This window comes from Pseudomonas sp. MWU12-3103b (assembly GCF_023100615.1).
GTDB lineage: Bacteria > Pseudomonadota > Gammaproteobacteria > Pseudomonadales > Pseudomonadaceae > Aquipseudomonas > Aquipseudomonas putida_A.
This window is the reverse complement of record NZ_JALMEY010000002.1, coordinates 279,308-304,368: the sequence shown is the minus strand read 5'-3', so window position 1 is coordinate 304,368 and position 25,061 is coordinate 279,308. Positions and strand designations below refer to the sequence as shown.

Here is a 25,061-nt window from a genome sequence, read left to right as displayed (position 1 = left end):
ATTGGTCTTGTTCGAAGTTCCGACGACGCCTATCGTGGGAACCGGATGCGCCGATTTTTCGTCGCCCGGCCCTGCTGCGTCCAACGAATAAAAACCCGCCTTAGGCATAAGAAAAATTTGTCACCCGAGCCGTTGCCATGAACCTGAAGTTTCTCGAGACCTTTGTCTGGGTCGCCCGGCTGAAGAGTTTTCGCCTGACCGCCGACAAGCTGTTCACTACCCAGGCGTCGATTTCCAGCCGCATCGCGGTGCTCGAAGGCGAGCTGGGGGTGAAGCTGTTTCTGCGCGATTCACGCGGCGTCAGCCTGACGCCCGAAGGCCTGAAAGTGCTGGATTATGCCGAGCAGATGCTCGACACCATGTCGGCGCTCAAGCAATCGATCGAAACCCGTTCGAGCAAGGTCGGGCGGGTGCGCATCGGCGTAATGGACACGGTGATCCACACCTGGCTCAGCCCGTTGGTGGCGCAGATGACCGATCTGTATCCGCGGGTGGAGATCGAGCTGGTGGCGGATACCTCGCTGAACCTCTGCGATCAGCTGCAAAAAGGCTTTCTCGACATCATTCTGCAAACCGATCTGGTGCGCCACGAAAGTGTGCGCAGCCTTGAGCTGGCCAGCCATCCGCTGGGCTGGATCGTTGCGAGCAATTCGATCTACAACCGCGAGTACGCTGACCTCGGCGAACTCGCGCAGGAGCGGATCATCACCTACTCGAAGAACTCCCGACCGCATCAGGATCTGCTGGCATTGATGCAGGCCAACGGTGTGTTGGCGCCGCGCCTGAACTGCGTGAATTCGGTGTCGGCGATCACTCGGCTGTTGCGCGATGGTTTTGGCATCGGCGTGCTGCCGCCGGTGCTGGTGGCCGAGGAACTGGCGCGGGGTGAACTGACCTTGCTCGACATCGACCAACGACCGCCGAATCTGCAGGTGGTGGTGTCGTGGCGAGTTGGCGTGGAGTGGGTCGAGGAGATGGTGACGTTGTGTCAGCAGGTGCTGGAGGGGTATGCGCGCAAGGTCGGTGAAAAGTACATCACCCTCACTCAGTAATCACACCTGTGGTGAGGGGATTTATCCCCGATGGCTGCGCAGCAGTCCTGAAACCTGAGCAATCAGGATGATCTGACACACCATTGAGGGCCGATTCGCGCCCCATCGGGGATAAATCCCCTCGCCACGGAATTTGGCCAGCCTTACAAGCCGCGCACGTCGCGGTCTTCAATCGGCCGGCTCTGGCGCAAACGCCGGCCGCCGAGCACCACCCAGTCAATCAGACGAATCAGGCACTCGATGCCGAACGACAGCAGCAACGCGCCGCTCATGCCCCAGATCATCGCTTCCGGAGTCAGCAGGATCTGGTAGCTGTAGCCGTTCCAGGTTTCCTTGCGAATGTCCGGGTCGGCGGCCAGCACCACTTGCAGGAAGCGGATGTACCACGGCCCCTGCATCGCTTGGAACTGTTTATCCAGCGCTATCTGGCGGTTGAGCAAAGTGCTCAGGCTGTCGGCATCGCTGCGAAACACCGGGTCGTCACTGGCGCGGTAATGCGCGACCAGCGCCTGCAAGTCGCCCTTGAAGAACTGCTCGGCGGTGCCCTGAAAACCGCGCAGACCGGTCTGCGCTTCGATCAGATGGGCTTCGACGCGTTTGGCGTAATCGTTGATGAAACCCGGCACCTGGACACCGATCAACAGGCCCGCCGCAAACAACACCAGCCGTAGATAACTGAGCAACATCGGGGAGAGATCCTTTATTCGGTCGTGCCCTGGCTGACGCATTCGCCGCGTCGCCACAGGCTCCATTGGCCCGGTTGGTAACGGGTCCAGGTTTCGTTTTCGGTCAAAGGCTCGGTGGCGATCACCGTGACCACGTCGTTAGGCGTGGTTTCCGCCTGGAAATCGACGATCACATCGACATCCTTGAGTCGCGCCGGGCCGAACGGTGCGCGCCGGGTGATCTGTGCCAGTTTGGTCGAGCAATAGCAGAACAGCCAGTCGCCGTCGCTGAGCAGGCAGTTGAACACGCCTTTGCTGCGGTATTCGGCACATGCAGCGACCAGATCCGGCAGCAGCACTTCTATATCGACCGGTTCCGGGAATGCTGCACGCACGCGGTTGAGCAAATCGCAGAACGCCGCTTCGCTGTCGGTATCGCCCACCGGGCGGTAGAAACTCTTGATCGGGGTGAAATCGGCGAGCTGGCCGTTGTGCGCAAAACACCAGTTGCGCCCCCACAGTTCGCGCACGAACGGGTGGGTGTTGGACAGGCAGACCTTGCCGACGTTGGCCTGACGAATGTGGCCGATGACCACTTCGCTCTTGATCGGATAGCGCTGCACCAGGTTGGCGACTTCCGACTCACTGCTCGCGGCCGGATCCTGAAACAGGCGCAAGCCACGACCTTCATAGAAGGCGATGCCCCAGCCGTCGCGGTGCGGGCCGGTACGCCCGCCGCGCTGCATCAGGCCGGTGAAGCTGAACACGATATCGGTCGGCACGTTGGCACTCATGCCCAGTAGTTCACACATGTGCTGACTCTCGTGATTACAGGCGCGGCTCGACGCGCATGCGCTGCGGATTGTTCGGCAATGGCGGGCGACCGTAACGGTCATCACCGGCAGCGCCGAACGGCTGATCGTCGTCGCGATCATCGGCACGCGCCGCCGCTTTGGCGGCCTCGGCCTGCTCGCGGCGGGCGCGCGAGGCGCGTTCGATCGGGAAGCGGATCAGCACGAAAATCAGGTAGATGCCGAACGCAATCATGCCGTACATGAACAGATCGGAAATCGCCCGCCAGGCGTTGTTGCCGACCTTGAAGGCCAGATCCAGCGCGGTGATGGCGATCGACGGCGCGACCTTGGCTTTCACCGGGTCAATGATGGTCGGGCTGAACAGCAACACGGCCATCAGCACCCGCAGCGGCTCGCGCAGCCAGCGCCACATCCAGCGGGTCAGGCGCATCCATACCAACAGGCAGCCCACAGCGGCAAAGGCGTAGAGGCCCCAGGCGATCAGATAGTCGTTCTCGGTCATGGTGTCCATGGCAAGGCAGGCAAAGAGGCGCTTATAGTAACGACTTTTCGCCCGTCAGGCTTGTCCCAATGCCAGACGGCCCGCCGCAATCATTGTGGGAGCGGGCTTGCTCGCGAAAGCAGTGTGTCAGCCAAATAAGTCTTTACTGACAGGACGCCTTCGCGAGCAAGCCCGCTCCCACAGGATTTGCGGTGCCAGCGAGACCTGCGAAAAACCTATTCCGTCATTTGTCCGAGAGCCTTCCATGCCCGAATCCGCCCACGTCATCCGCTCCCCGATCGCCCGCAAGGCAGCCGGTGCCGACCCGTATGCCTGGCTGCAGGAACGCGACACCGACGCGGTGCTCGACTACCTCAAGGCCGAAAATGCCTATCAGGAAGCGCAAACCGCCGATCAGGCCGGCCTGCGCGAGAGCCTGTTCGAAGAGATCAAGGGCCGGATCCTCGAAACCGATCTGTCCCTGCCCTCGCCATGGGGCCCGTACCTGTATTACACGCGCACCACGGCGGGTGACGAATACGCCCGCCATTACCGTTGCCCGCGTCCGGCCGACGACAGCCTGACCCTCGACGAAAGCCGCGAGCAACTGCTGCTCGACCCGAACGTGCTGGCCAATGGCGGCTTCTTCTCGCTCGGCGCGTTCAGCATCAGCCCGGATCACCAGCGTCTGGCCTACAGCGTCGACGCCTCGGGCGACGAGATCTACACGCTGTTCGTCAAGGAACTGGCCAATGACAAGGTCAGCGAACTGGAGTTTCAGGACTGCGACGGCAGCATGACCTGGGCCAACGACAGCCTGACGCTGTTCTTCGGTGTGCTCGACGACACTCACCGCCCGCACAAGCTGTTTCGCTATCGCCTCGATGGCACCGCTGCCGAAGAGGTATTCCACGAGCCGGACGGACGCTTCTTCCTGCATTGCTACCGCTCCAGTTCCGAGCAGCAATTGCTGCTGACCCTGGGCAGCAAAACCACCAGCGAAGTCTGGGCACTGGACGCGCATCAGCCGCACCTGCCCTTCACTTGCCTGGCGCCACGGGTCGAGGATCACGAATACGATGTCGATCACGGCGCGCTGGATGGCGTGTGGACCTGGTTCATCCGCACCAACCGTGACGGCATCAATTTCGCCCTGTATCAGGCGCCGGACACCGGTGTGGTACCGAGCGAAGCCGACTGGCAGAACCTGATCCCGCACAGCGACACGGTGATGCTCGACGGCGTGACGCTGAACACCGCGGCCATGACCCTGAGCCTGCGCGAAGGCGGTCTGCCGATCATCGAAGTTCACCCACAGGGCCAGACGCCGTATCGCGTGCAATTGCCGGACGCGGCCTACAGCCTCTATGTGCAGAACAGCCTGGAGTTCGAGAGCGACCGCATCCGTCTGCGTTACGAGGCGCTGAATCGTCCGGCACAGGTGCGCCAATTGCTGCTGGCCAGCGGCGAGCAAACCGTCCTGAAAGAAACCCCGGTGCTCGGCCCGTTCGACGCCGACGCCTACGTCAGCCAACGCCTGTGGGCCACCGCGCCGGACGGTACGCAGGTGCCGATCAGTCTGGTGATGAAACGCGAAATGGTCGGCAAACCAGTGCCGCTGTACCTGTACGGTTATGGCGCTTACGGTTCCAGCCTCGACCCGTGGTTCTCCCACGCACGCCTGAGCCTGCTGGATCGCGGCATGGCTTTCGCCATCGCCCACGTGCGTGGCGGCGGTGAGCTGGGCGAAGCCTGGTATCGCGCCGGCAAACAGGAACACAAACACAATACCTTCAGCGACTTTATTGCCTGCGCCGAATTCCTGATCCTCAACGGCATCACCACCGCCGAGAAACTGGCGATCAGCGGCGGCAGCGCTGGCGGCTTGTTGATTGGCGCGGTGCTCAATCAGCGCCCGGACCTGTTCGGCGTGGCGATTGCCGAAGTGCCGTTCGTCGACGTGCTCAACACCATGCTCGACCCGGACTTGCCGCTGACCGTCACTGAGTACGACGAGTGGGGCAACCCCGAAGAGCCGGACGTCTACGAGCGGATCAAGGCCTACGCACCGTACGAAAATGTCACCGCGCAGGATTATCCGGCAACCCTGGTCATCGCCGGCTACAACGACAGCCGCGTGCAGTACTGGGAAGCGGCCAAGTGGGTGGCGAAACTGCGCGCGACCAAGACCGACGACAACCTGCTGCTGCTCAAGACCGAACTCGGCGCCGGGCATGGCGGGATGAGCGGGCGTTATCAGGGATTACGTGACGTAGCGCTCGAATATGCATTTGTGTTCAAGGTTTTGGGCCTGGCCTGAGGAACTCCGTCGGTCACTTGGGTCTTAATTCCAGACCCCGGTGGTCGATACACCACAAATCCCATTGTGGGAGCGGGCTTGCTCGCGAATGCGGTGGGTCAGTCGACACTGATATTGACTGAACCACCGCATTCGCGAGCAAGCCCGCTCCCACAGGGGTTCGTGTAGTGCCTGAAAACCGTGAAAACAATAAAGACCGCAACGACATGTCAGAACCCACCCTGCTGAACAACGAAATTCGCGACTGGCTGATGGACTGTGGCCTGTTCGATCAATTGCAACTGGCGGACTTTGCCGCAGCCTCGGGCTACTTCAGCATCAGCACCGTGGCGGAGGGCGAAGCGATCTTCCGTGAGGGTGATGCCGGCAGTTTCATGTGCATCCTCCACAGCGGCCAGGTCGCGGTGCAAAAGACTGGCCCCGACGGCCAGGTCATCACCATGGCCACCCTGCGCAGCGGTCGGGCGTTCGGCGAAATGGCGGTGCTGGATGGTGAGCGCCGTTCGGCGACCTGCGTCGCGGCGAGCAACTGTCAGTTGCTCAACCTGGGCAAGGACTCGCTGGAAAAAATGCTCAACGACGCGCCGAAGATCGCCGCCAAGATCATCCGCGCCCTCGCCGTGTCCCTCTCCAAACGCCTGCGCATGGCCGACGGCCAACTGGCGGCGCAACAGGTTTAACCGCCGGGGGATTTGACCTTGGTGCCGCTCGGCTCGATGCCCGGCACCGGTTGATCCTTGCTCGGCGGGCTGGGCATTTCGATCGGCACCAGCGGCGGGCTACCACTGCCGGCACCGGCCTTCGGTGCGCTGATCGGGGTGATTTGCGGATACGGGGTCGGCGTGGCGGTTCCCGGCGAGCCGGGTTGCGGCGTCGGGCTGACCGGAATGGTCTGCTGCGCCTGCACTGCAGTAATCGAGAGCGCGGCCAGGGCAATGACCGTTAGAATGGTGCGCTTCATCAAGGGCTCCGTTTGGCCTTTAGTCTGCGCTCAGGCTACTCCCAACGGGCCTGCTTGCCTTCCCCCTTGTAGAGATTTCCATGAAACGTTTCGTTCTGCTCGACACCACGCCGATCCCTGACAACGGTGGCGCCCTGTGCCTGTTCGAGTATGGCGAGGATTTCGTCATCAAGATCCAGGGTGGCGACGGCGGGCAATTGATGAACACGCGCATGCACGGTTCCGAAGATGCGCTGGCCGAAATCCCTTGCCGCAAGGTCGCCGGCCGGCCGAATTCACGGGTGCTGATCGGCGGTCTGGGCATGGGGTTCACCCTCGCCTCGGCGCTCAAGCATCTGGGCAAGGGTGCCGAGGTGGTGGTCGCCGAACTGGTGCCCGGCGTGGTCGAGTGGAATCGCGGGCCGCTCGGTGAAAAGTCCGGACGACCATTGCTCGACCCGCGCACAGTGATCCGTCAGGACGACGTGGCCAAGGTCCTGCAAAGCGAGCCGAACGGCTTCGACGCGATCATGCTCGACGTCGACAACGGCCCCGAAGGCCTGACCCAGAAGGCCAACAGCTGGCTGTACTCCGCCGCTGGCCTCAACGCCTGCGCCAAGGCCCTGCGACCCAAAGGTGTGCTGGCGGTGTGGTCGGCCAGTGCTGACCGGCAGTTTTCCGACAAATTGAAGAAGGCCGGGTTCAAGGCCGAAGAAGTCCAGGTCTTCGCCCACGGCAACAAGGGCACCCGCCACACGATCTGGATTGCCGAGAAGCTCAAGGGCTGAGCTAAACTCTGCACATAACCGTCATTAGTCTTTTTACAAAGGTGAACCCATGAGTTCGTCCACCCCGACCAACACGTCGAAGCTCGATCGCATCCTTGCCGACAACCAGCGCGACAAGGAAATGGGCTACCGCGACAAGGCCCTGAAGATGTACCCGCACGTCTGCGGCCGCTGCGCCCGTGAGTTTTCCGGCAAGCGCCTGAGCGAACTGACCGTGCACCACCGCGATCACAACCACGACAACAACCCGCAGGACGGCTCGAACTGGGAGCTGTTGTGCCTGTACTGCCACGACAACGAACACTCGCGCTACACCGACCAGCAATATTTCGGCGACGGCTCGCTGAGCACGCCGAAAATCGCCAAGGCCACGCATAACCCGTTTGCTGCCCTCGCCGGGTTGATGAAAAAAGAAGACTGAAGTTCTTCATTGGCCCGACTGGCCCCTTCGCGAGCAAGCTCGCTCCCACACTGGATCGGTGTCATACACAAAACCACTGTGGGAGCGAGCTTGCTCGCGAAGGCGGCCGGCCAGACACAACAGATCTCGAATCTGCCCGCTCTCCCCCAATCCCCGTATAATCGCCCTCTTTTTCCCGAAGGCACCCCGCTCGTGGCAGACAAACGTTACAGCTGCATTGGTTTGTACAACCCCAAATCACCGGAGAACGTCGGTTCGGTGATGCGCGCCGCAGGCTGTTACGGCGTGGCGTCGGTGTTCTACACCGGCAAGCGCTATGAGCGCGCCGCCGATTTCGTCACCGACACCAAGCGCGTGCACTACGACATTCCGCTGATCGGCATCGACGACCTGAAAAAGATCCTCCCGCTCAACTGCGTCCCGGTCGCCGTGGAACTGGTCGAGGGCGCCCGCCCGCTGCCGGAATACACCCATCCGGATCGCGCCCTTTACATCTTCGGCCCGGAAGACGGCTCGCTGGATAAAGAGATCCGCGACTGGTGCGAAGACGTCGTGTACATCCCGACCACCGGCTGCATGAATCTGGCAGCCACGGTCAACGTCGTGCTCTACGACCGCATGGCCAAGGGCCTGAATACCCGCTCCGGGCCGAAATTCCGCTGAAACGTCGCACATCCGATGGAACGAGCCGGCCGCTGCGGCAGTCAGCTTATCTATCTATTGCACATTGCCTGGGAGACAGATCATGACCGAACTCAAACGCGTCCAACGTATCGATTCCACCCCGTTCCAGAGCCAGACCGAGCAGAACGTCCAGGGCTGGGAGCGCATCGGCTCGCTGGCCGGTGGCGTGATCATGGTCGGCAAGGGCCTGCGCCGTGGCGGCGTGTTCGGTCTGATTCAGGTGGCGATTGGCGGCGTGGCGATGGCCCGTGGCATCACCGGGCACAGCTCGGTGAAAAGCCTGCTGGAGAAAAGCCGTGAGGACATGAATAACGTGCGGGCGAAGATCGAACGGGCCGGGGAAGAACTGAGCAAGCTCAAGGCCAATGCCGAGGCGGCGACCAGCACCGCGACAGTGACCGGCAATGATTCGGTGAAATCGCCGAAGGCCGGGGTTTGAGCCTGAATTTTCGGTGAGGCTTCTGGCCTCTTCGCGAGCAAGCCCGCTCCCACATTGAAAGCTGGAATGCGATCAAAAGTGGGAGCGGGCTTGCTCGCGAAGGCGGTATTACTGAAGTAATGCGCTATCGAGGACTTTGGAAGACTCGCCCAGAACACTCTCGGCCAGTTGCACAAACGCCTTGGTGTCCACCGTCCCGAGATGCATCGCCCCACGCAACACATCATCCAGCGAACGCTTGTTGCGCGTCTTCAAGCGAATCTCGCGATCGAGTTCCTGCAGCACAACCACCGCTTTGGCAATTTGCGCCGGGCTGATCTGCTCGCCGCGCAGGGTCGTGACTTTCTGACTGTCCCTGTTCAGCTTCGCCTGTAACGCCTGATAGCGCTCATCGCTCATGCCACCGGCACGGCGCACCAGTTCGATCGCGTAGTACTCGGCAAAGCCTTCGCTGATCCAGTCGCTGCGCTGCTCGTCATTGATGCGCCCGAACACCTGCGCCAGCTCACGCACCAGCGCACTGCTGCCACTCTCGCTGACCAGCGGCAAACGCGTGTTCAGGTAAATCGACTCATGCGCACCGAGGCTGCCGCGCCACATCGGGTCGTTGGCACCGACGATCAGCAGTTTTTTCGGATGCCGGGGATAGACCGCTTGCACCTGCGGCCAGACGAACGTCAGCAAGGTCAGCACATCCATGCGCCGCATGCCCTGCCCTTGCGGTGAGGCCACGGTGACTTCGGTTTCGCCCAGGCGCGTGCGGCGGCTGCCGAGGTGACCGGCGAGCATCCAGCCGGTCGGGCGGTCGAACAGGCGTGACGGGTTGTCGATGCGGAATTTGTTCTTGCCGATGCGCGGCCAGGCGGTTTCAACGCTTTGCCAGCCATTGGGCAGTTCGAATTGCAGACGCGACACCAGCTCGATGCCATCCTGCTGATCGAGCCTGGCCGGCGGCACCAGATCATCACCACGCAGCAGCGCCCAGCTCGGGGTCATGCGCGTGTCGAAGCTACCGCTCTTGCGGCCGTGGCTGATGGTGACGCGATAAGTCAGGCTGGGCTTGTCGCCGATCGGGCGCCAGAGGCCCCGGGTCTGTTTGCCCGGGGTCAGTTGCCACTGGCCATCGGCCTTGAAGTCGCTGTAATGGCTGCCGTCACCGAGGTCAAAGTCGAGACTGCGCACCGCTTCACCTTTGGCCAGGGTCAGGCGCACTTCGGCCTGATCGCTTTGCGGCAACAGGCGTACGTGGTAATCGAGGTCGACTTTTTTCGCCGCCCACACTGGTGCGCTTAGCGCCAGCAGGCCGATCAGCGATGCCCGCAGCAATCCCCCAGCCATACACACTCCTTGTTGAATCCTGGAAACCCTTGGTGCTTAACCAGCCCGGAAAATCAGGTGATCTTCCCAGTCGTCCTCCGGCACGCTGCCTTCGGCGAGCATGCGCCCGGACTGGGAAATCCGTTCGTGGTGCACGGCGTCACGATCGCCGCACACCAGGTGGTGCCACAGCGGCAGATCCTTGCCTTCACTTACCAGACGATAACCGCAAGTCGGCGGCAGCCATTTGAATTCTTCGGCCTGGCCAGGAGTGAGCTGGATGCAGTCCGGGACAAACTTGATGCGGTTCGGGTAATCGCTGCACTGGCAGGTTTTCAGGTCCAACAGTTTGCAGGCAATGCGCGTGTAATAGACGCTGTTGTCTTCTTCATCTTCGAGTTTCTGCAGGCAGCACAGACCGCAGCCGTCGCACAGCGATTCCCATTCCTCGTGATCCAGTTGCTCGAGGGTTTTGCGTTTCCAGAACGGTTCGACTTTGGCGGCCATGGCTCAAGCATCAACATCAGGTGGTGAAAAGGCCGCCAGTCTAGTGCCCAAGGCCTTGCGGGCCAAGCGCTGGCGACTGTCGGTAAATCGCGCTTGTCAGCCGAATCGCCGCCCAGTAGGGTTTTGCCACGAATTCATGACTCAAACACAGCAAGGAATCTTTCGATGAGTGCCAACCCTCGCGTCGCCGATTACGCCATTCACCCGCAGTTCACCGACCGCTGGTCGCCCCGCGCCTTCACCGGCGAAGCGATCCCGGAAGAAACCCTGCTGAGCTTTTTCGAAGCCGCACGCTGGGCGCCTTCGGCGTACAACTCGCAGCCGTGGCGCTTTCTGTATGCGCGCCGTGACACGCCGAACTGGGAGCGCTTCCTGGGCCTGCTGAATGAATTCAACCGCAGCTGGGCGCAACACGCTTCGGCGCTGGTGATCGTGATGTCGAAAACCACCTTCACCGCCCCCGGTGCCAGCGAAGAGTCCCCGGCGCTGTGGCACACCTTCGACACCGGCTCGGCCTGGGGCCACCTGGCGCTGCAAGCGAGCATCAGCGGCTGGCACACCCACGGCATGGCCGGTTTCGATCAGGAGCTGACCCGCAAGGAGCTGAACATTCCGCAAGGTTATGCGCTGCATGCGGCGGTCGCTATCGGCAAGCTGGGTGACAAGGTGACCCTGGCCGAATACCTGCAGGCTCGTGAAGTGCCGAGCCCGCGTCGCCCGCTGAGCGAGTTGGCCGCAGAAGGCAACTTCACCCTCTAAGCCACCATGCAAAAACCACTGTAGGAGTGAGCCTGCTCGCGATGGCGTAGTGTCAGACAACATCAATGTCGACTGACACTACGCCATCGCGAGCAGGCTCACTCCTACAGGTATCGCGGTGGATTTAATATCCGCGGTTGAAATCCACTTCCCCGCGCAACGCTTCTCCCGCCTGATACGCCTTCAGGTTCTCGACGAACAACTGCACCATCAACGCCGGCGACGTCGGTGCCGAGCTGTGTCCGGTCAGCAGCAGGCCCCAGGCGGTCCAGAACGGATGGCGTTGCGGCAACGGCTCCTGACGGCAGACGTCGATCACCGCGCCCGCCAGATGCCCTTCCTTCAGGGCTTCCACCAGATCCGCATCAACCACTGCCACGCCGCGCCCGACGTTGATGAACAACCCGGTAGGCTTGAATTGCTTGAACAGCGCCGCGTCGTAAATGTCGTGGGTGTGCTCGGTATTCGGCAGCAGATTGACCACGTAATCGACCGCGCCCACCAGCCGTGGCAGATCCGCCATCGAGCCGACTTCGACGAACGGCGCCTGCTCGCGCGCGCTGCTGGCGATGCCGTACAGCTCGACGCCAAACGGCAGCAGAAACTGCGCCACGCTCTGGCCGATATCGCCGGTGCCGACGATCAGCACCTTGCGCCCGACCAGACTCTGGCCGGTGCGGTTGTCCCACTTGCGCTCGACCTGGCTGACCAGGCGCGCCAGCACTTCACGCTCGTGGCCAAGCATGTAGGTCAGCACGTATTCGGCCATCACCTGACCGAAGATTCCCACCGCGCGGGTCAGGCGGTAATCGCGGCGCAAGCCGTCAGCGAGCAGCGGCGTGATGCCGGCCCAGGTCGATTGCAGCCATTGCGGCTGATGGCCCTGACGCAGCAGGGTCGCCAGCAGATCCGGCTGCCCCAGCCACACCGGGCAATCGGCCGCCTGCCGGGCCAGTTCGGCGGAGTCGCCACTGGTCAGTACTTCAAGCTCGGGGGCCGCCTGACGCAGCAGCCGGGCGTACACCGCGTGGTCGTGTTCAGCAATCAGAACGCGCATCTTCAAACCTTTCGCAAACCGTGCAGGCAACCGCCGAAGGAGTCGCGCTCCTTCGTGGCGGTCGTCGCCGTAAAATCAGTTCCAGGGGGGCAAGAGGCCCAGAACAGGGCCTCGCAGATCAGACCGGGTCGTTGCGTCGTAGCAATTCTTCGGGCAGGTGTTCGATGTACTCGTCCTCGGCCGGTGGCATCTGCAGGTGATAGCCCTGCTTGTCGAGGTTTTCCAGGACCACGACGATGTCCTCGCTGGCCAGCTTGCGCTCAGGCGACAGCACCAGATCGAAGGCATGTTTCGGCTTGCCGAACGCCAGCATCAGGGGTTCCGGCACACGCTCCAGAGCATCGCTCTTGAGCACGTAAAGATACATCCCGGGTTTCTTCGAGCTTTGGTAAATGGAGCAAATACGTTTCAAGGCTGTTCTCCGGCGGTGGCCAGGCTGTCCAGCAGCTTCTGGCCCATGAGTTCGCGGCGCCAGCCACGCAGCGACTCAGGCAATTGATAAGGACCCTCGGGGAAGCCACTTTTAACCAGCGCTTCGAGGGTTTTCTTGCGCAGCATCAGTTCCGGGGCGATGCCCAGGCGTTCGGCTTCGACCTGGCCGAGGGCGCGCAGTTGCTTGATCAGCGCAGCCGCTTCGACCGGCAATGGCTCCGGCACCGCCGGCGGCCATTGATCAGGGCCCACACTGCCAGAGCGCTTGATCAGATCAAGCAGAAATTGGCCGTCCTGACGCACGGTACGCGGGTGCATGTCTTCGATCTTGCCCAGCGCGGCGAGGTTGTCCGGCTGCGTGCGGGCCAGCGGCCACAGCGAGTGCTCACGGACGATGCGGTTGCGCGGCAGATCACGGGCACGCGCTTCCTTTTCACGCCAGGCGCACAGTTCACGCAGCACCGCCAGTTGCGCACGGGACAGTTTCCACGCCAGTTTGGCTTCGCGGTAGACCTCGTACGGGTCGGTCTCGCGGCGCAGGTTGGCGACCAGTTCGGCGCCGTCCTCCAGCACCCAGGCGAATTTGTCGTCGGACAGCTTCGGCCGCAGCTGTACGAAAACTTCCGCCAGATGCACTGCGTCTTCAGCGGCATAGCTGATTTGTGTGTCGGAAAGTGGACGCTGCAACCAGTCGGAACGGGTTTCGCCCTTCGGCAACTCAATGCCCAGCACTTCCTGCACCAGCCGCGAATAGCCCATCGAGAACCCAAGGTTCAGGTAGGCCGCTGCCAATTGTGTGTCGAACAGCGGCGCCGGCAGGCTGCCGGTCAGGCGCAGCAACACTTCGAGGTCTTCGCTGCAGGCGTGCAGGACTTTGAGCACCGCCGGGTTTTCCAGCAACGCCGCCAGCGGTTGCCAGGCGTCGATGGTCAGCGGATCGATCAGGTAGGCGCGTTTGCCGTCGCCGACCTGCAGTAAACCGGCAATCGGGTAGAAGGTGTCGACCCGCATGAATTCGGTGTCGAGGGCAACGAACGGCAGTTGCTGCCACTCGGCGCAAAACTGCGCGAGGCTTTCGTTGTCGCGAATCCAGTGAATATCGATGGCCACACGGCTCTCCCTTGAAGAATGGCGCGCAGTATATATCGCCGCCGGCGTTTTACGCGCCTGCGCTGGGCCAGAGCTGTAACGAAATGTCCTGCCAGAAAGAAAGAATAGTCTTACAGCGTGGTCAGCAAGAGGAATCCGAACCTCCCCATGTAGGAGAGCCATATTTAATTTTTAAATAATGCTCGGGAAATCTGATTTGCCGATAAGTGCTGCGCGCCGCCTAATCGACAGCCTCCGCAATCCAGAGTCTGCCGATGGAACACGTCCGCGCCCCCGCTCGCCCCGCTGCCTGGCTGATGTTCGGGATCATTCTCGTCGCACTCAATCTGCGCCCATCCATGGCCGCCGTCGGGCCGTTGCTGTCGGCAATTCGTGGCGATATCCCGCTGAGTTTCAGCGTGGCTTCGCTGCTGACCATGCTGCCAGTGATGGCGATGGGGCTGGCGATGTTTTTCGGTATTGGCATTAGCCGGCGCCTGGGCGAGCAACGCACGGTGATCCTGTCGTTGTTGATCATCGGCCTGGCGACGCTGTCGCGGCTGGTGCTCGATTCGGCACCGCAGTTGATTGGCAGCGCAGTGCTGGCCGGGATGGGTATCGCCCTGATTCAGGCGCTGATGCCGGTGCTGATCAAGTCACGCTTCCCCGACCATGTGGCGCTGTGCATGGGCTTGTATGTCACATCGATCATGGGCGGCGCCGCGCTGGCCGCCTCATTTTCGCCGCTGGTGCTGGGGCAGACCGGCAGCTGGCGCATCGGGCTGGCGATCTGGGCGGCACTTTCCTTGCTCGCGTTGCTGGTCTGGTGGACACAGTCGATCCCGTCATCCCTCCAGATCACGCCTGTAGGAAAAGAGTCCTTCACGCGTAATTCCCGCGCCTGGCTGCTCGCCATCTTCTTCGGCCTCGGCACGGCGTCCTACACCTGCGTACTCGCGTGGCTGGCGCCGTACTACGTGGAGCAAGGCTGGAGCGAACAGCAGGCCGGGCTGCTGCTAGGTTTTCTGACCGCCATGGAGGTGATTTCCGGGCTGCTGACGCCGGCCATCGCCAACCGTAGCCGTGATCGCCGTGCCGTCCTCGTAGCGTTGCTGTTGCTGATCATCGGCGGCTTCTGCGGATTGATCCTCAGCCCGCAACACCTCAGCCTGTTGTGGCCATGCCTGTTGGGGCTGGGGATTGGCGGCCTCTTCCCCATGAGTCTAATCGTCTCGCTCGATCACCTCGACAACCCGCAGCGCGCCGGCAGCCTGACCGCGTTCGTGCAAGGCATCGGCTACTTGATCGCCGGGCTTTCGCCGCTGCTGGCCGGAATCATCCGCGACCGGCTCGGCAGCTTTGAATGGGCCTGGTGGTCGCTGACCGCAGTGATGGTGGTGATGCTGCTGATAGTGCTGCGCTTCGACCCTCGGCTGTACGCCCGACACATCCGTTGAAGCCGAATGCCGCCGCCGGGCTAGAGGCCTGTTGCCATCTTTTTGCGGTTTATTTGTCGACGTCGTGTTACTAAAACTTTCTGTCCCACTAGCGACATCGAAACGTCCTACAGGGCTTTGTCCTGGCACCATCGTTCCGCTACGATCATGCGCACACGTTTGCGCGGATTCAGCGCAAGGAGCACAGCGGGACGGAACGGATGCTGAACAGTAACTTGCTTCGAAAGCTCGACATGCAGGACCTCATGGTGTTTATCGCCGTGTATGAGCAAAGCAGCGTCACGGATGTCTCGGAGACGCTGTGCGTCAGCCAGTCCACTGTCAGCTATTGCCTGAAAAAATTGCGCACCAGTTTCGAAGACGAGTTGTTCATCAACACCCGCACGGGCATGCGTCCCACCTACAAGGCCGGCACCATGTACGGCCATGTGCAGAAGATCCTCGAAAGCATCAACCTGTGCCACGCCGGCGCCCCGGCCTTCGATCCGACCCGGCAAGCGGTGACCTTCAATATCTGCGCCCCGGAATACTTCGAGCAATTGGTGCTGCCACGGCTGTTGAAGCGTTTCGACTTCGACGATTTGCCGGTGGTGGTCAACATGCACAAGTTCGAGACCGATGTGCCCGCCGACGAACTGCGCGACGGCAGCCTCGACCTGGTGATCTGTTTCGGCCCCAACTTCCACCGCAGCCACACCGACCTGAAATCGCGGATGCTGCTGGAGGACGATCTGGTCTGTGTCTTCGACAAACGCGCCACGCCGCTGGAACCGCGCCTGAGCCTGCAGGCCTTCACCGAGCGGCGCCATGTGTTCCCGACACCGTGGACTTCCACCACCAACATGGTCGATGGCTGGCTGGCGCGTCAGGCGCAGAAACGGCAGATCGTCGCGCGTTCCAACAGCTACAGCGCGGCATTGAAGATGATCACCGGCACCGATTTCATCCTCACCCTGCCCCGGCGCATCCAGCGCCTGCTGACCAACGACGCGGTGTTCAATCATTGCGAGGCGCCGAACGGCCTGCCGGGGTTCACCCTCGACATGCAATGGAGCCAGAACGCCGATCAGGACAGCGCCAACGTCTGGCTGCGCGAGCAGGTGATCAAGGTGTGCAGTGAGCTGGAAACGGCCTGAGTCCTACATGCCGATGGCGGTCTTGGTGTAGGAATCGCGGTCGATATCGAGCAACTCCACACACAACTGCACTTCAACTCCGGCCGGCCACTCGCACAGATCCTGCAACACCGCCAGCAGGCTATCCGAGAGCTGCTTCTTGATCTGCGGCGAGCGACCACTGAGCAGCGCCAGTTTCACATGGATGAAAGCACGCTCACCCATGCCGGTACCGACCTTGAAGGTCTCGACCTTCACCGCCCGGCTCTTGATATCGAACTCCGCAGCGAACTGACCGGAACCCACCAGGGCGTTGTTGAGCCGGATCAACGCCACATCAGCGTTCAACTGCGGCAGGTTGGCGGTGTATTCCATGTGCAGGTGTGGCATGGGGTGCTCCAGTCAGTCGGCAGAAAGGTCGTACATATACCACAGCGCTGCCCTACTCTCCTGCGGCTTTTTCCGAGGTTATCGAGGCCGACGCCTGACGCAATGCCAGGCTTTCCCACAGCGCCACCAGCACCACGATCGCCGTGGTCAGCGCCCCGAGTACCAGCGCCGAAAACCAGTGATTCAACGCCAATGGCAGCGCCAGCATGAGCAACACCAGCCCCGCCAGATGCGACAACGGCGGCAGCGGTCGGTCGGACATGACCCACTTGAACAGCGCATTGCCCAACAGAAACAGCCATGGCCCGCCCACGATCACCAGGATCCCGGCGTCACTGGCGTGATCCGGGTGCACCAGCACCAGTTCGTCGGCCACCGCACTGACAATCACCCCGGCAACAATCAGCACGTGCAGGTAGGTGTAGGCGATGCGCGCCTGGCGCCCGGGATCGCTCGAATGCGCGATGCGGTGATGCGCGCGCTCGGCGCCGCTGTCGAAGTACACCCACCACATGCCGATGCTGCCCAGCACCGCCACCAGAAACGCCATGATCCCGGTTGCGCTCAGCGTCAGTTCAGCGAACGTCGCGCCGGTGACCAGCAACGATTCGCCCAGGGCGATGATCACGAACAGCGCGCAACGCTCGGCCATGTGATTGCCTTCGACGTTCCAGTCGCTCAACGACGAACGCCCCAGCCCCGGCACCCAGAAATACAGCGAAGGCGAGATCAGCTCGATCAGCAGCGCCAGCGCCCAACACAGCAGACGTTGCTGCCCGTCGAGAAAGGCCCCGGCGATCCAGAACACGCCGGAGCACATCAACCACGCCAGAATCCGCTGGAAGTTGCGGGTCATGCTCAGCGATTCGCCACGCACCGCCCAGATCGCAAACAACGTGCGCCCGACCTGCATGAACACGAACGCCGAAGCAAACATCAGCCCGCGCTCGGTGAAAGCCTTGGGAATCGAGGACGACAGCAACAGACCGGCGATCATCAGCCCGAACAGGCCGAGACGGATCGGCAATTTTTCCGGGTCGAGCCAGTTAGTGATCCACGAAGTGAAAATCCACACCCACCACACCGCGACCATCAACAGCGCCACCTGCACCGCGCCCAGAATCGACAACTGCGCGAGCAACGAATGCGAGAGCTGAGTCACGGCAAACACGAACACCAGATCGAAAAACAACTCGACCATGCCGACCTTGCCACTGTCGAGACTGCCGCGCCCACGCAGCAACGATCGGGAAATGCTCATCGGACAAGTCTCCAGCCGGGGTCATTGCCATTGAGCAAAGCAGCCCGACCAGACGAACGCAAACCCTTGTAGGAGTGAGCCTGCTCGCGATGGAGTCGTGTCAGACAACATCAATGTCGACTGACACACCCTCATCGCGAGCAGGCTCACTCCTACAGGGGAGATTTGTGGTGGGATTCAGGGGGCGGTCAGTGGCCGTTCGCTCATGAACGCCTCAAGCCGCGAACGCAGCCAGCGCTCGGCCGGGTCGCTGTCGACGTGGCTGAGCCAGACCATCGACAGATCCAGCATCGGCGTCTTGAACGGAAACGGTTCCTTGAACAACAGCCCGGAGGCAGCCATGGCTTCGGCGGTGTAGTCCGGCAGGCTGGCGATCAGGTCGGTGCCGGCCAGCAATGCCGGCAGCGCACTGTATTGCGGCACCGACAACACCACATGCCGGGTGCGGCCGATTTCCGCCAGCCACTCATCGGCATAGCCGCTGATGTTGGCGGTGTGCGACACCAGTACGTGTGGGCGCGAACAGTATTCATCGAGAGTCAGCGGCGAATCCGAGGCGTCGGCGCGCAGGATGCTTGGCTGGATATGCCGCAGCAGTTTGCGCTTGGCATTGGCCGGCAGGCCCCGGGTCTGGCTGATACCGACGGTGATGTCGCCGGCGGCCAGCAGGTCGGGGATGCGCCAGTAGTCGACGTGTTGCACCACGAACACTACGCTGGGTGCTTCCTGACGCAGCGCCCGCAGCAACGGTGGCAGCAGGCCGAATTCGACGTCATCGGACAGGCCGATCCGGAACGTCATGTTGCTCACGGCCGGGTCGAAATCGTGAGTCAGGCTCAGCGCCACCGACAGTGAGTCGAGGGCCGGCGACAGGTACTTGAACAGCTCTTCGGCCCGGGCAGTCGGCTCCATGCGATGGCCGACGCGAATGAACAGCGGATCGTTGAACATCGCGCGCAAGCGATTGAGCGCCGAACTGATGGTCGGCTGGCCGAGAAACAGCTTCTCCGCCGCCCGGGTCACGTTGCGTTCGAGCATCAAGGTCTCGAACACCACCATCAGATTGATGTCGGCCTTGCGTAATTCATTTCGATTCATCCATTGCCCCTACTCCCCGGTCTGCGGGCAGTTTAGAAAGGCCCATGGACAGCGTCTATGGGCGAAAGGAACAACACCGGCTCAATTCACCGTCAACGCCTGTATCCCGATCGCCAGCTTGCGCATGTCCTTGCCCATGCCCAACTCCCCCGGACTGATAGCGTTGGCGTATTTGAAACGAATATTCAGCACACCTTGTTGCTCGACACGCTGCTGCACTTCGACCGGCAACTCGACATTCAGGCGATTCGCTTCAGGCTTGACCAGCCGGGTGGACAGCACGCGTACATCGTTTACGAAAATTTCCACTGCTTGCTCGGTGTGTGAAGGGGCCAGCAGCGCAGTGGTTTCCAGCAAGAACGAGTGCACCCGAGCAGTCGGCCGCAGGGCAATTTGCGACTCATTCCCCTCGGACCAGGTGCCCCACGGTTCATTGTTCGCCCACCCTTTACCGAGGAAAAACGTCGCCAGACTGCTGGGATTGAACACGACTCTCTCGCCCGACTTGAGTGGCGGGATCAGCGTCAATGGGTCCGGGGCCGATATCGGCAGGCAGTCGGTGCAACGCTTCCAGCCCGGCGCCAAGACGTTCAACCCGTCAATTCTGGCGAGCACATCGGTGTCGCGATTCAAGGTCAGAGCTGCTTCCAGCACAGTACGGTTACTGAGCACGTACAGGGTATCGGCTGCATAGTTTCCAGAACTGACCATTCGATCCGACACCGCTTGAGCGGCTTCAGTGGCAACCGTACTGGCGCGCCCAAGGTAGACCGCGTTGGTCGGCAAGTGATGGCGACCCGAGTAGTCGGCCAGGGTCATCCACTGTTCCGGATAATTCTCCGGTCGCAGCCAGCGCACTGCCTGATAACGCTTCGCCGCCTGCTCCCAGAACGGGTCGACCAATGGCGTCTTCCATGTGGGCGACGGCGTGGCCATGAAGAAACCGCGCGACACCGCCCAGCCGGCGCGCGTGTCTGCCACCTGAACCACCAGCGCCACACTCAGCAGCATCAACGCCACGCGCGAGGAGTGCCCGCGAATCACCACATAAAGGATCGCAAAAATGGCCATGTACATGAGCGGCCAGATCATTCGCCCCGAGCCACGAAAAATCGTGGCCACGGCAACCACCGCATCCGGCAGCGGAATCCTGAATTCGAATGGCCCTATGCCGATATTGTTGGAAACGGCGAATATCGCCAGCCCTGCCAGCGCGAGCAAAACCAACGGGTAACGGCGAGCCTTGGCTCCCAGGTCAGTCGTCCCTTGCAGCACCGGCACCAAGGCAAAGATCCCCAGGCAGATCACGCCCAGGCCCAGAAATGCGAACCCGTCGCCGTCGCCCAGTACACCCGGCATGTCCTGCAAGGTATAGGACCAGACACCCGCATCGAAAAAGGTCAGCACATTCGCCCGGAACAGGCCATACCCCATCAACGCCAGACCGCTGTCGCCTATGCTGAAATAACCCGCCTGCCAGCAGCAGACACTGACCAGCAGAAACAGACCGATCAACTCGATCAAGGCCTTACCCGGCGTCTGGCGCCGCTGAAGGGTTTTCGCGGCAAGGTCGGCAAGCCAGATCAACGCAACCATCGCCAGCAAATAAGCGTGCACCAGCGCAGCCGCCGCCAGCAGCGCGCCCCAGGCGAGGCGGCGTTTCGGCGTAAAGGGGCGCAATGCCAGATATAACCCTGCCAGCAACAGAAAATGCCCAGCCAGAGACAGATGTACGCTCATGCGGACGATCATCGCCGGAATGAACAAAAACATTCCGGCACCAAGCAAACGCAACGCCACGTCGCGACTGAACAGGCCAATCAGCTTCCAGGCAAACCAGCTCTGCAGAATGAAACACGTCAGTAGCCACAGCCCGAAATACTGGAAGGGTTCAGGCAACAGGGCTGAGAACGGTTTGAAGATAAAGGCGAACAACGGATTGGAATCCGAGAAAATTATCCCGTTACCCAACTCCAGCCCATAGCTCGGGTTAAGCCCCAGTGGAAACGTCCAGGGCGAATGACGAAAAAAAACCCAACCCTGATAGTGCGTGGCGGGGTCGCCGTCGCCCAGCCATGCAATGTTCATCGGGTTCAAGGCACGTGGGCCGACCACAATGAAAAACGCCAGAATTCCCAAGAGCACGGGCAGCAGCGCAGTCGCCCGATGTGTTGCGGAGAGCTTCATCGATACGTCCAGAAGTTGTGCAAGACAAACGTGAATGCCGGAATCGTCAGCGCCACCGCGACAATGCCCAACAGATAATTCAACCCGGCCACCTGCGCGGCCCAGGCGACAAACATCGCCAACAGAAAACCGCACGCCGATACCAATAGAAATCGCAGCAACGTTCTGCCGTGCAACCGAGCCGAGAAACTCCAAGTGGTATTGATCACGTAGGACACCACCGTTGCCACGGCAAACGCCACTCCGTTGGCCAGCGGCGGTTGCGGCGCAACGAAATTGATGAACAGCACAGCCACCAGCGCATGCAGCGCGGTGACGAACAGACCGGTCACGGCAAAGCGCAGACCGCGCTGGATCAGCGTTTTCCTTTCAACTGAAGTCACGGTTTTTGCGCCAGCACGAACACGCTCAGCCCGGCCAGACGGTTGTGGCTCATCAGCGGCAGTTCGAGGCTGCACAACGTCTTGAGCACGCCGTTGACCATGGGATGATGGCGTTTGAGCTGAGACTGCGGCGCTGCGGCCTGCGGCCCTTTGGGCAGCAAACGCAACGCCGCCGCGATCGGAAACACCGCGCCGAAATAGTAGGCACCGCGCTGCACGCTCAAACCGGCATCACGGGCCAGGGTTTCAAACTGCGGCAGGGTGTAGCGGCGCTTGTGTTCGAGGAAGTCGTCGTGACCGCTCCACAGGAACTGAAACGCCGGCACGGTCATCAGGAAACGGCTGCCGGACGGCACCTTGTCAACGTAAGCCTTGAGTAGACCGAGGTCATCGTCGACATGCTCCAGCACATCCATGAGCAGCACCAGATCAGCGTCGATGGCGTCGATATCGCGGCGGTAATGCACCGGTTTGCCGACGGTGGTCGTATCGGAATCGGCGGGGTAACTGATGTCGACGCACCACGCTTCGCGCGCATCGGTTTGAGTCAGCAGGTGATGGGAGAAGAAACCCGAGCCGGCGCCCACGTCGAGAATCCGCGTAATCGGTACATCACCGAGCAGACGACGAGTCGCCGCCGCTTTGGAGCAGTAATACCAATGCTCACCGATGCTGTCGCCGAGGATATCGGTTTCCTTGAGATCCATGTTTCAGTCCTTGGGGTCGTAGACGCGACGCACCAGAAAAACCGGCCGGCGTTTGGATTCGATATAAGTGCGGCCGAGGTACTCGCCGAGTACGCCGATGCCAATCAATTGCAGGCCACCGAGGAACGTCACGGCCACCATCAGCGAGGCATAACCGGGCATGTCGACGCCGTGGATCAGCGTGCGCAACACGATAAAAATGGCAAAGGCAAAGGACACCAGCGACACCGCGGCGCCGATGTAAGTCCAGATCCGCAACGGTTCGGTACTGAAACTGGTGATGCCTTCCAGGGCAAAATTCCACAGCCGCCAGCCGTTGAATTTGCTCTGCCCCGCCACGCGCTCGGGCCGCTCGTAATCAACGTGGGTAGTCCGAAAACCGACCCAGGCGAACAGGCCCTTCATGAAGCGCCGGGACTCGGGCAAAGTCAGCAAGGCATCGACTACACAACGGTCCATCAGGCGGAAATCGCCGACGTTTTCCGGCAGCGGTTGCTCGGCGATCTTGTTGTGCAGGCGGTAAAACCAATGCGCCGACGTCTGCTTGGCCCAGGTGTCGCTGCGGCGGCTGACACGATGACCGAGCACCACTTCATAGCCCTCGCGCCATCGCTCGATCATTTGCAGAATGACTTCGGGTGGGTCCTGCAGATCGGCATCGATAGGCACCACAATCTGCCCATTGGCGATTTGCAATCCCGCAGACAACGCCGCCTCTTTGCCGAAGTTACGGCTCAGATCGACGATGCGCAGCCGCGAGTCGTGCCGCTGACGATCCAGCAGCCGCTCAAGTGTGGCATCAGTGCTGCCGTCATTGATGAACACCAGCTCCAAAGCAATTGAGGCTTGGTGCTGGAAGACTTCATCGATGCGCAGAATGAACGCGTCGAGACTGTCCTCCTCGTTAAAAACCGGGACAACCAGCGATAACGTGGCCCGTGTGGCCTGTGCCGTTCCATGCTCAGTCAATGGAGTGCTCTTTTTATAGTGTTTGTCGGTCGTCGAAGCATTTTCAACGCCATGAGCCGTCCCGTATTAAGCAGTAGCGTCGATAGCCTTGCAAGGTGCAAAGGGCGACATTCTGGCCAATCCAGACGCCGATGCGTGCGCTCTAGCCCGCACTCTTCAGAAACATCTGCCAACGATTGGAAACAAATACCCGATAGCGAAAAAAACTCGCTCCGCTAGGCTTGCGACGATGCGCCACACAGGTTGTCGCAAACACCATCGCAAGGAGCGAACTGAATGTATTTCGAGATCTACAGGCAATCCCGAGGCACCCCGAGCACCGGCAAAGGCCAATGGCGCTGGAGGCTGCGGGCGGGGAACCACGAGACGATTGCCAGTGGCGAGTCGTATGTGAACAAGGCCGATTGTTTACACGTGATCGAGTTGATCAAGGGTGTGCAGGGGGAGACGCCGGTGAAGGAAATCTGATGGCGCCGCGTCCTACAGCCTCTTCCTTTTTCGTCTGAAGCACTGGCAAAGCACTTTTGCGCCCCTACGCTGTTCAGCGTACGGGGCCATCCAGCCCTGTTTCGCCAAATGACGTTCAAACTCAAAAGGAGCCGCACCATGGCTAGAGACAAAGCGAAAGACGACAAGCACTTCAACTGCACCCAGACACACGAAGCCGACTACGTCGCCAGCCTCTATCCGCACGCCAAGGACGAAGTGAAAACCTTCCTGGCCTCGGCTTGCAAGGACAACACCCTGCGCAACTCGACGCACAAGGAAGTGTATGACCTGATCAAACAGAAGCTCGGGCATCCGCAGCCGTGAGTGGCTGAGGCGGGTGCTCGGTAAAACTCGCAGATACAAAAAAGCCCTGTAGCTTCTCAGCTACGGGGCTATTTGCTCTGTTCGGGAACGACGTACAACCTCCAGACCAGAATCAAGCTAGGCATGGGCCTCTCGGTCAAGAACATCCGCAACCCACTGATTAATGCTTTTTTGAGCCAATTGCGCTTTTACGGCAACAGTCGCATGAAGAGCTGGCGCCAAACGCAGACTGAGATTGCCCGAATAAGGCTTTTGAGGAGCACGGCCCAGTTTTGCGCAAGTCTCCAGATAGTCAGTAACAGCCTCTTCGAACGCTGACCGAAGCTCTTTTACAGATTCGCCATGAAAACCTACAACGTCCTTGATCCCAGCGATATGACCAACAAAAAGACCGTCTTCATCACTGTATTCAATTCGGGCTGCATACCCGTTGTAATTCATCACGTTCATGGAATGACTCCTGCTTGTTCAAGAAAAGCCCGAGCATCACGAACCTGATAGGGCTTTGCTTCTTTATCCGGGTGAGGTCGGTGGAACGTAGCAACCACACCTCTTAATTCAAACCGAACTCGCGAACCATTGCCTTCCACGGTTCTGGCCCCGACCGCATTGAACAGAGACTCGATGCGCGCCCATTCCAACGTGGCGGGTGTGGGTCGTGAAAATATAGCTGCGAGCGTACCGAGTTGTTTGTTGTTCATAGTATTACACCATGATACCGCGCAGGAAAAATTGACAATCGCGATTCATATCGCTGATCCATGAAGCGCCCCCTTGAACAAGCGGACAACGCCACCCTCCAAGCTTGAAAACGGCGTCTTTTTATCCGAATCCGGTCAATATTGGGCACATAGGTCAGGATAAGGAGTGATTGGAAATAGAGCTGTAGGTAGACTCCGAGAGTTACGTACGAAC

General features: G+C 60.8%; 30 protein-coding genes. 12 read left to right on the top strand and 18 right to left on the bottom strand.

The genetic code is table 11. The features are described from left to right. Window positions 1–137: 137 nt before the first annotated feature. Window positions 138–1,052 (top strand): LysR family transcriptional regulator, encoded by a 915-nt coding sequence (locus tag M0808_RS05235; RefSeq protein ID WP_247840179.1) that lies wholly within the window; start codon window positions 138–140, stop codon window positions 1,050–1,052. A 143-nt stretch (window positions 1,053–1,195) separates the two neighbouring features. Here the strand turns inward: M0808_RS05235 and M0808_RS05230 are convergent, their stop codons facing one another. Genes M0808_RS05230 through M0808_RS05220 form a run of 3 tightly spaced genes read right to left on the bottom strand, consistent with a single transcriptional unit; the run spans window position 1,196 to window position 3,043 of the window. After that, on the bottom strand, window positions 1,196–1,738 hold the full coding sequence (locus M0808_RS05230) for a DUF2937 family protein (RefSeq protein WP_064586452.1): 543 nt from the start codon (window positions 1,736–1,738) through the stop codon (window positions 1,196–1,198). Window positions 1,739–1,752: 14 nt separating this feature from the next. Continuing rightward, window positions 1,753–2,529 (bottom strand): class II glutamine amidotransferase, encoded by a 777-nt coding sequence (locus M0808_RS05225; RefSeq protein ID WP_007969599.1) that lies wholly within the window; start codon window positions 2,527–2,529, stop codon window positions 1,753–1,755. A 16-nt stretch (window positions 2,530–2,545) separates the two neighbouring features. Beyond that, on the bottom strand, window positions 2,546–3,043 hold the full coding sequence (locus M0808_RS05220; RefSeq protein ID WP_086791999.1) for an MFS transporter: 498 nt from the start codon (window positions 3,041–3,043) through the stop codon (window positions 2,546–2,548). Window positions 3,044–3,278: 235 nt separating this feature from the next. Here M0808_RS05220 and M0808_RS05215 point away from each other — a divergent pair, with 235 nt between their 5' ends. Then, the gene (locus tag M0808_RS05215; protein ID WP_247840177.1) at window positions 3,279–5,333 is read left to right on the top strand and encodes a S9 family peptidase; all 2,055 of its coding nucleotides are present in this window, start codon (window positions 3,279–3,281) and stop codon (window positions 5,331–5,333) included. Window positions 5,334–5,539: 206 nt separating this feature from the next. Continuing rightward, complete coding sequence (locus tag M0808_RS05210; RefSeq protein WP_097086754.1) at window positions 5,540–6,013, top strand: cyclic nucleotide-binding domain-containing protein; 474 nt, start codon at window positions 5,540–5,542, stop codon at window positions 6,011–6,013. Here the strand turns inward: M0808_RS05210 and M0808_RS05205 are convergent. Further along, window positions 6,010–6,294 (bottom strand): hypothetical protein, encoded by a 285-nt coding sequence (locus M0808_RS05205; RefSeq protein WP_003222617.1) that lies wholly within the window; start codon window positions 6,292–6,294, stop codon window positions 6,010–6,012. The genes M0808_RS05210 and M0808_RS05205 overlap by 4 nt on opposite strands. 80 nt (window positions 6,295–6,374) lie before the next feature. Between M0808_RS05205 and M0808_RS05200 the strand changes: the two genes are divergently transcribed. The 4 genes from M0808_RS05200 (at window position 6,375) to M0808_RS05185 (ending at window position 8,605) form a co-directional block, all read left to right on the top strand. Next, window positions 6,375–7,061 carry a spermidine synthase gene (locus tag M0808_RS05200; protein WP_003222615.1) on the top strand — a complete coding sequence of 229 codons (687 nt, stop codon included), beginning with the start codon at window positions 6,375–6,377 and terminating at the stop codon, window positions 7,059–7,061. 49 nt (window positions 7,062–7,110) lie between these two features. Beyond that, window positions 7,111–7,482, top strand: a complete 372-nt coding sequence (locus M0808_RS05195; RefSeq protein ID WP_003222612.1) for a YajD family HNH nuclease — start codon at window positions 7,111–7,113, stop codon at window positions 7,480–7,482. A 192-nt stretch (window positions 7,483–7,674) separates the two neighbouring features. After that, on the top strand, window positions 7,675–8,145 hold the full coding sequence (locus tag M0808_RS05190) for an RNA methyltransferase (protein ID WP_007911337.1): 471 nt from the start codon (window positions 7,675–7,677) through the stop codon (window positions 8,143–8,145). Window positions 8,146–8,227: 82 nt separating this feature from the next. After that, a complete protein-coding gene (locus M0808_RS05185) occupies window positions 8,228–8,605 on the top strand; it encodes a DUF2892 domain-containing protein (RefSeq protein ID WP_135295152.1) in 378 nt (125 codons plus the stop codon). 108 nt (window positions 8,606–8,713) lie between these two features. Here the strand turns inward: M0808_RS05185 and M0808_RS05180 are convergent, their stop codons facing one another. Continuing rightward, the gene (locus M0808_RS05180) at window positions 8,714–9,943 is read right to left on the bottom strand and encodes a hypothetical protein (RefSeq protein ID WP_247840175.1); all 1,230 of its coding nucleotides are present in this window, start codon (window positions 9,941–9,943) and stop codon (window positions 8,714–8,716) included. 36 nt (window positions 9,944–9,979) lie between these two features. Beyond that, window positions 9,980–10,429: a YcgN family cysteine cluster protein gene (locus M0808_RS05175; RefSeq protein WP_027614519.1), complete on the bottom strand. Its 450-nt coding sequence runs from the start codon at window positions 10,427–10,429 to the stop codon at window positions 9,980–9,982. A 165-nt stretch (window positions 10,430–10,594) separates the two neighbouring features. On the opposite strand from M0808_RS05175, the gene M0808_RS05170 reads away from it, so the two are divergent. Beyond that, window positions 10,595–11,188: a nitroreductase family protein gene (locus M0808_RS05170; protein ID WP_247840173.1), complete on the top strand. Its 594-nt coding sequence runs from the start codon at window positions 10,595–10,597 to the stop codon at window positions 11,186–11,188. 124 nt (window positions 11,189–11,312) lie between these two features. Here M0808_RS05170 and M0808_RS05165 read toward each other — a convergent pair whose 3' ends face one another. The 3 genes from M0808_RS05165 to rnd all read right to left on the bottom strand — a co-directional run bounded on the left by M0808_RS05165 (window position 11,313) and on the right by rnd (window position 13,787). After that, on the bottom strand, window positions 11,313–12,245 hold the full coding sequence (locus tag M0808_RS05165; protein ID WP_003222601.1) for a D-2-hydroxyacid dehydrogenase: 933 nt from the start codon (window positions 12,243–12,245) through the stop codon (window positions 11,313–11,315). A 118-nt stretch (window positions 12,246–12,363) separates the two neighbouring features. Further along, on the bottom strand, window positions 12,364–12,657 hold the full coding sequence (locus M0808_RS05160) for a YcgL domain-containing protein (RefSeq protein ID WP_247840171.1): 294 nt from the start codon (window positions 12,655–12,657) through the stop codon (window positions 12,364–12,366). Next, a complete protein-coding gene (gene rnd, locus M0808_RS05155) occupies window positions 12,654–13,787 on the bottom strand; it encodes a ribonuclease D (RefSeq protein WP_027614515.1) in 1,134 nt (377 codons plus the stop codon). The genes M0808_RS05160 and rnd overlap by 4 nt, the downstream gene beginning before the upstream one ends. Window positions 13,788–14,041: 254 nt before the next feature. On the opposite strand from rnd, the gene M0808_RS05150 reads away from it, so the two are divergent. After that, window positions 14,042–15,223, top strand: coding sequence for a cyanate transporter (locus tag M0808_RS05150; RefSeq protein WP_247840169.1), 1,182 nt, complete (start codon window positions 14,042–14,044; stop codon window positions 15,221–15,223). Between the two features lie 200 nt (window positions 15,224–15,423). Continuing rightward, entirely contained in the window at window positions 15,424–16,359 is a 936-nt protein-coding gene (locus M0808_RS05145) for a LysR family transcriptional regulator (protein ID WP_098967678.1), read from the top strand. A gap of 3 nt (window positions 16,360–16,362) precedes the next feature. Here the strand turns inward: M0808_RS05145 and M0808_RS05140 are convergent, their stop codons facing one another. The 7 genes from M0808_RS05140 to M0808_RS05110 form a co-directional block, all read right to left on the bottom strand. After that, window positions 16,363–16,728: a 5-carboxymethyl-2-hydroxymuconate Delta-isomerase gene (locus M0808_RS05140; RefSeq protein ID WP_027614512.1), complete on the bottom strand. Its 366-nt coding sequence runs from the start codon at window positions 16,726–16,728 to the stop codon at window positions 16,363–16,365. Window positions 16,729–16,780: 52 nt separating this feature from the next. Beyond that, complete coding sequence (locus M0808_RS05135; RefSeq protein WP_247840167.1) at window positions 16,781–17,989, bottom strand: low temperature requirement protein A; 1,209 nt, start codon at window positions 17,987–17,989, stop codon at window positions 16,781–16,783. Window positions 17,990–18,166: 177 nt separating this feature from the next. Next, window positions 18,167–19,087, bottom strand: a complete 921-nt coding sequence (locus tag M0808_RS05130; protein WP_027614510.1) for a LysR substrate-binding domain-containing protein — start codon at window positions 19,085–19,087, stop codon at window positions 18,167–18,169. A gap of 81 nt (window positions 19,088–19,168) precedes the next feature. Beyond that, window positions 19,169–21,274: a DUF6311 domain-containing protein gene (locus M0808_RS05125; protein WP_247840165.1), complete on the bottom strand. Its 2,106-nt coding sequence runs from the start codon at window positions 21,272–21,274 to the stop codon at window positions 19,169–19,171. Continuing rightward, window positions 21,271–21,657 (bottom strand): GtrA family protein, encoded by a 387-nt coding sequence (locus tag M0808_RS05120; protein ID WP_096796603.1) that lies wholly within the window; start codon window positions 21,655–21,657, stop codon window positions 21,271–21,273. Before M0808_RS05120 ends, M0808_RS05125 begins: the two co-directional genes overlap by 4 nt. Next, the gene (locus tag M0808_RS05115; RefSeq protein ID WP_247840163.1) at window positions 21,654–22,364 is read right to left on the bottom strand and encodes a class I SAM-dependent methyltransferase; all 711 of its coding nucleotides are present in this window, start codon (window positions 22,362–22,364) and stop codon (window positions 21,654–21,656) included. Before M0808_RS05115 ends, M0808_RS05120 begins: the two co-directional genes overlap by 4 nt. A gap of 3 nt (window positions 22,365–22,367) precedes the next feature. Then, a complete protein-coding gene (locus M0808_RS05110) occupies window positions 22,368–23,333 on the bottom strand; it encodes a glycosyltransferase family 2 protein (RefSeq protein ID WP_247840161.1) in 966 nt (321 codons plus the stop codon). A 276-nt stretch (window positions 23,334–23,609) separates the two neighbouring features. Between M0808_RS05110 and M0808_RS05105 the strand changes: the two genes are divergently transcribed. Together M0808_RS05105 and M0808_RS05100 are read left to right on the top strand one after the other, a co-directional pair. Then, window positions 23,610–23,801 (top strand): DUF1508 domain-containing protein, encoded by a 192-nt coding sequence (locus M0808_RS05105; RefSeq protein ID WP_007963291.1) that lies wholly within the window; start codon window positions 23,610–23,612, stop codon window positions 23,799–23,801. A 138-nt stretch (window positions 23,802–23,939) separates the two neighbouring features. Further along, window positions 23,940–24,146, top strand: a complete 207-nt coding sequence (locus M0808_RS05100; protein WP_027614505.1) for a hypothetical protein — start codon at window positions 23,940–23,942, stop codon at window positions 24,144–24,146. 117 nt (window positions 24,147–24,263) lie between these two features. Here the strand turns inward: M0808_RS05100 and M0808_RS05095 are convergent, their stop codons facing one another. Together M0808_RS05095 and M0808_RS05090 are read right to left on the bottom strand one after the other, a co-directional pair. Beyond that, window positions 24,264–24,596, bottom strand: a complete 333-nt coding sequence (locus M0808_RS05095; protein WP_047598089.1) for a type II toxin-antitoxin system HicB family antitoxin — start codon at window positions 24,594–24,596, stop codon at window positions 24,264–24,266. Then, a complete protein-coding gene (locus M0808_RS05090) occupies window positions 24,593–24,847 on the bottom strand; it encodes a type II toxin-antitoxin system HicA family toxin (RefSeq protein WP_247840159.1) in 255 nt (84 codons plus the stop codon). The genes M0808_RS05095 and M0808_RS05090 overlap by 4 nt, the downstream gene beginning before the upstream one ends. Window positions 24,848–25,061 lie beyond the last annotated feature (214 nt).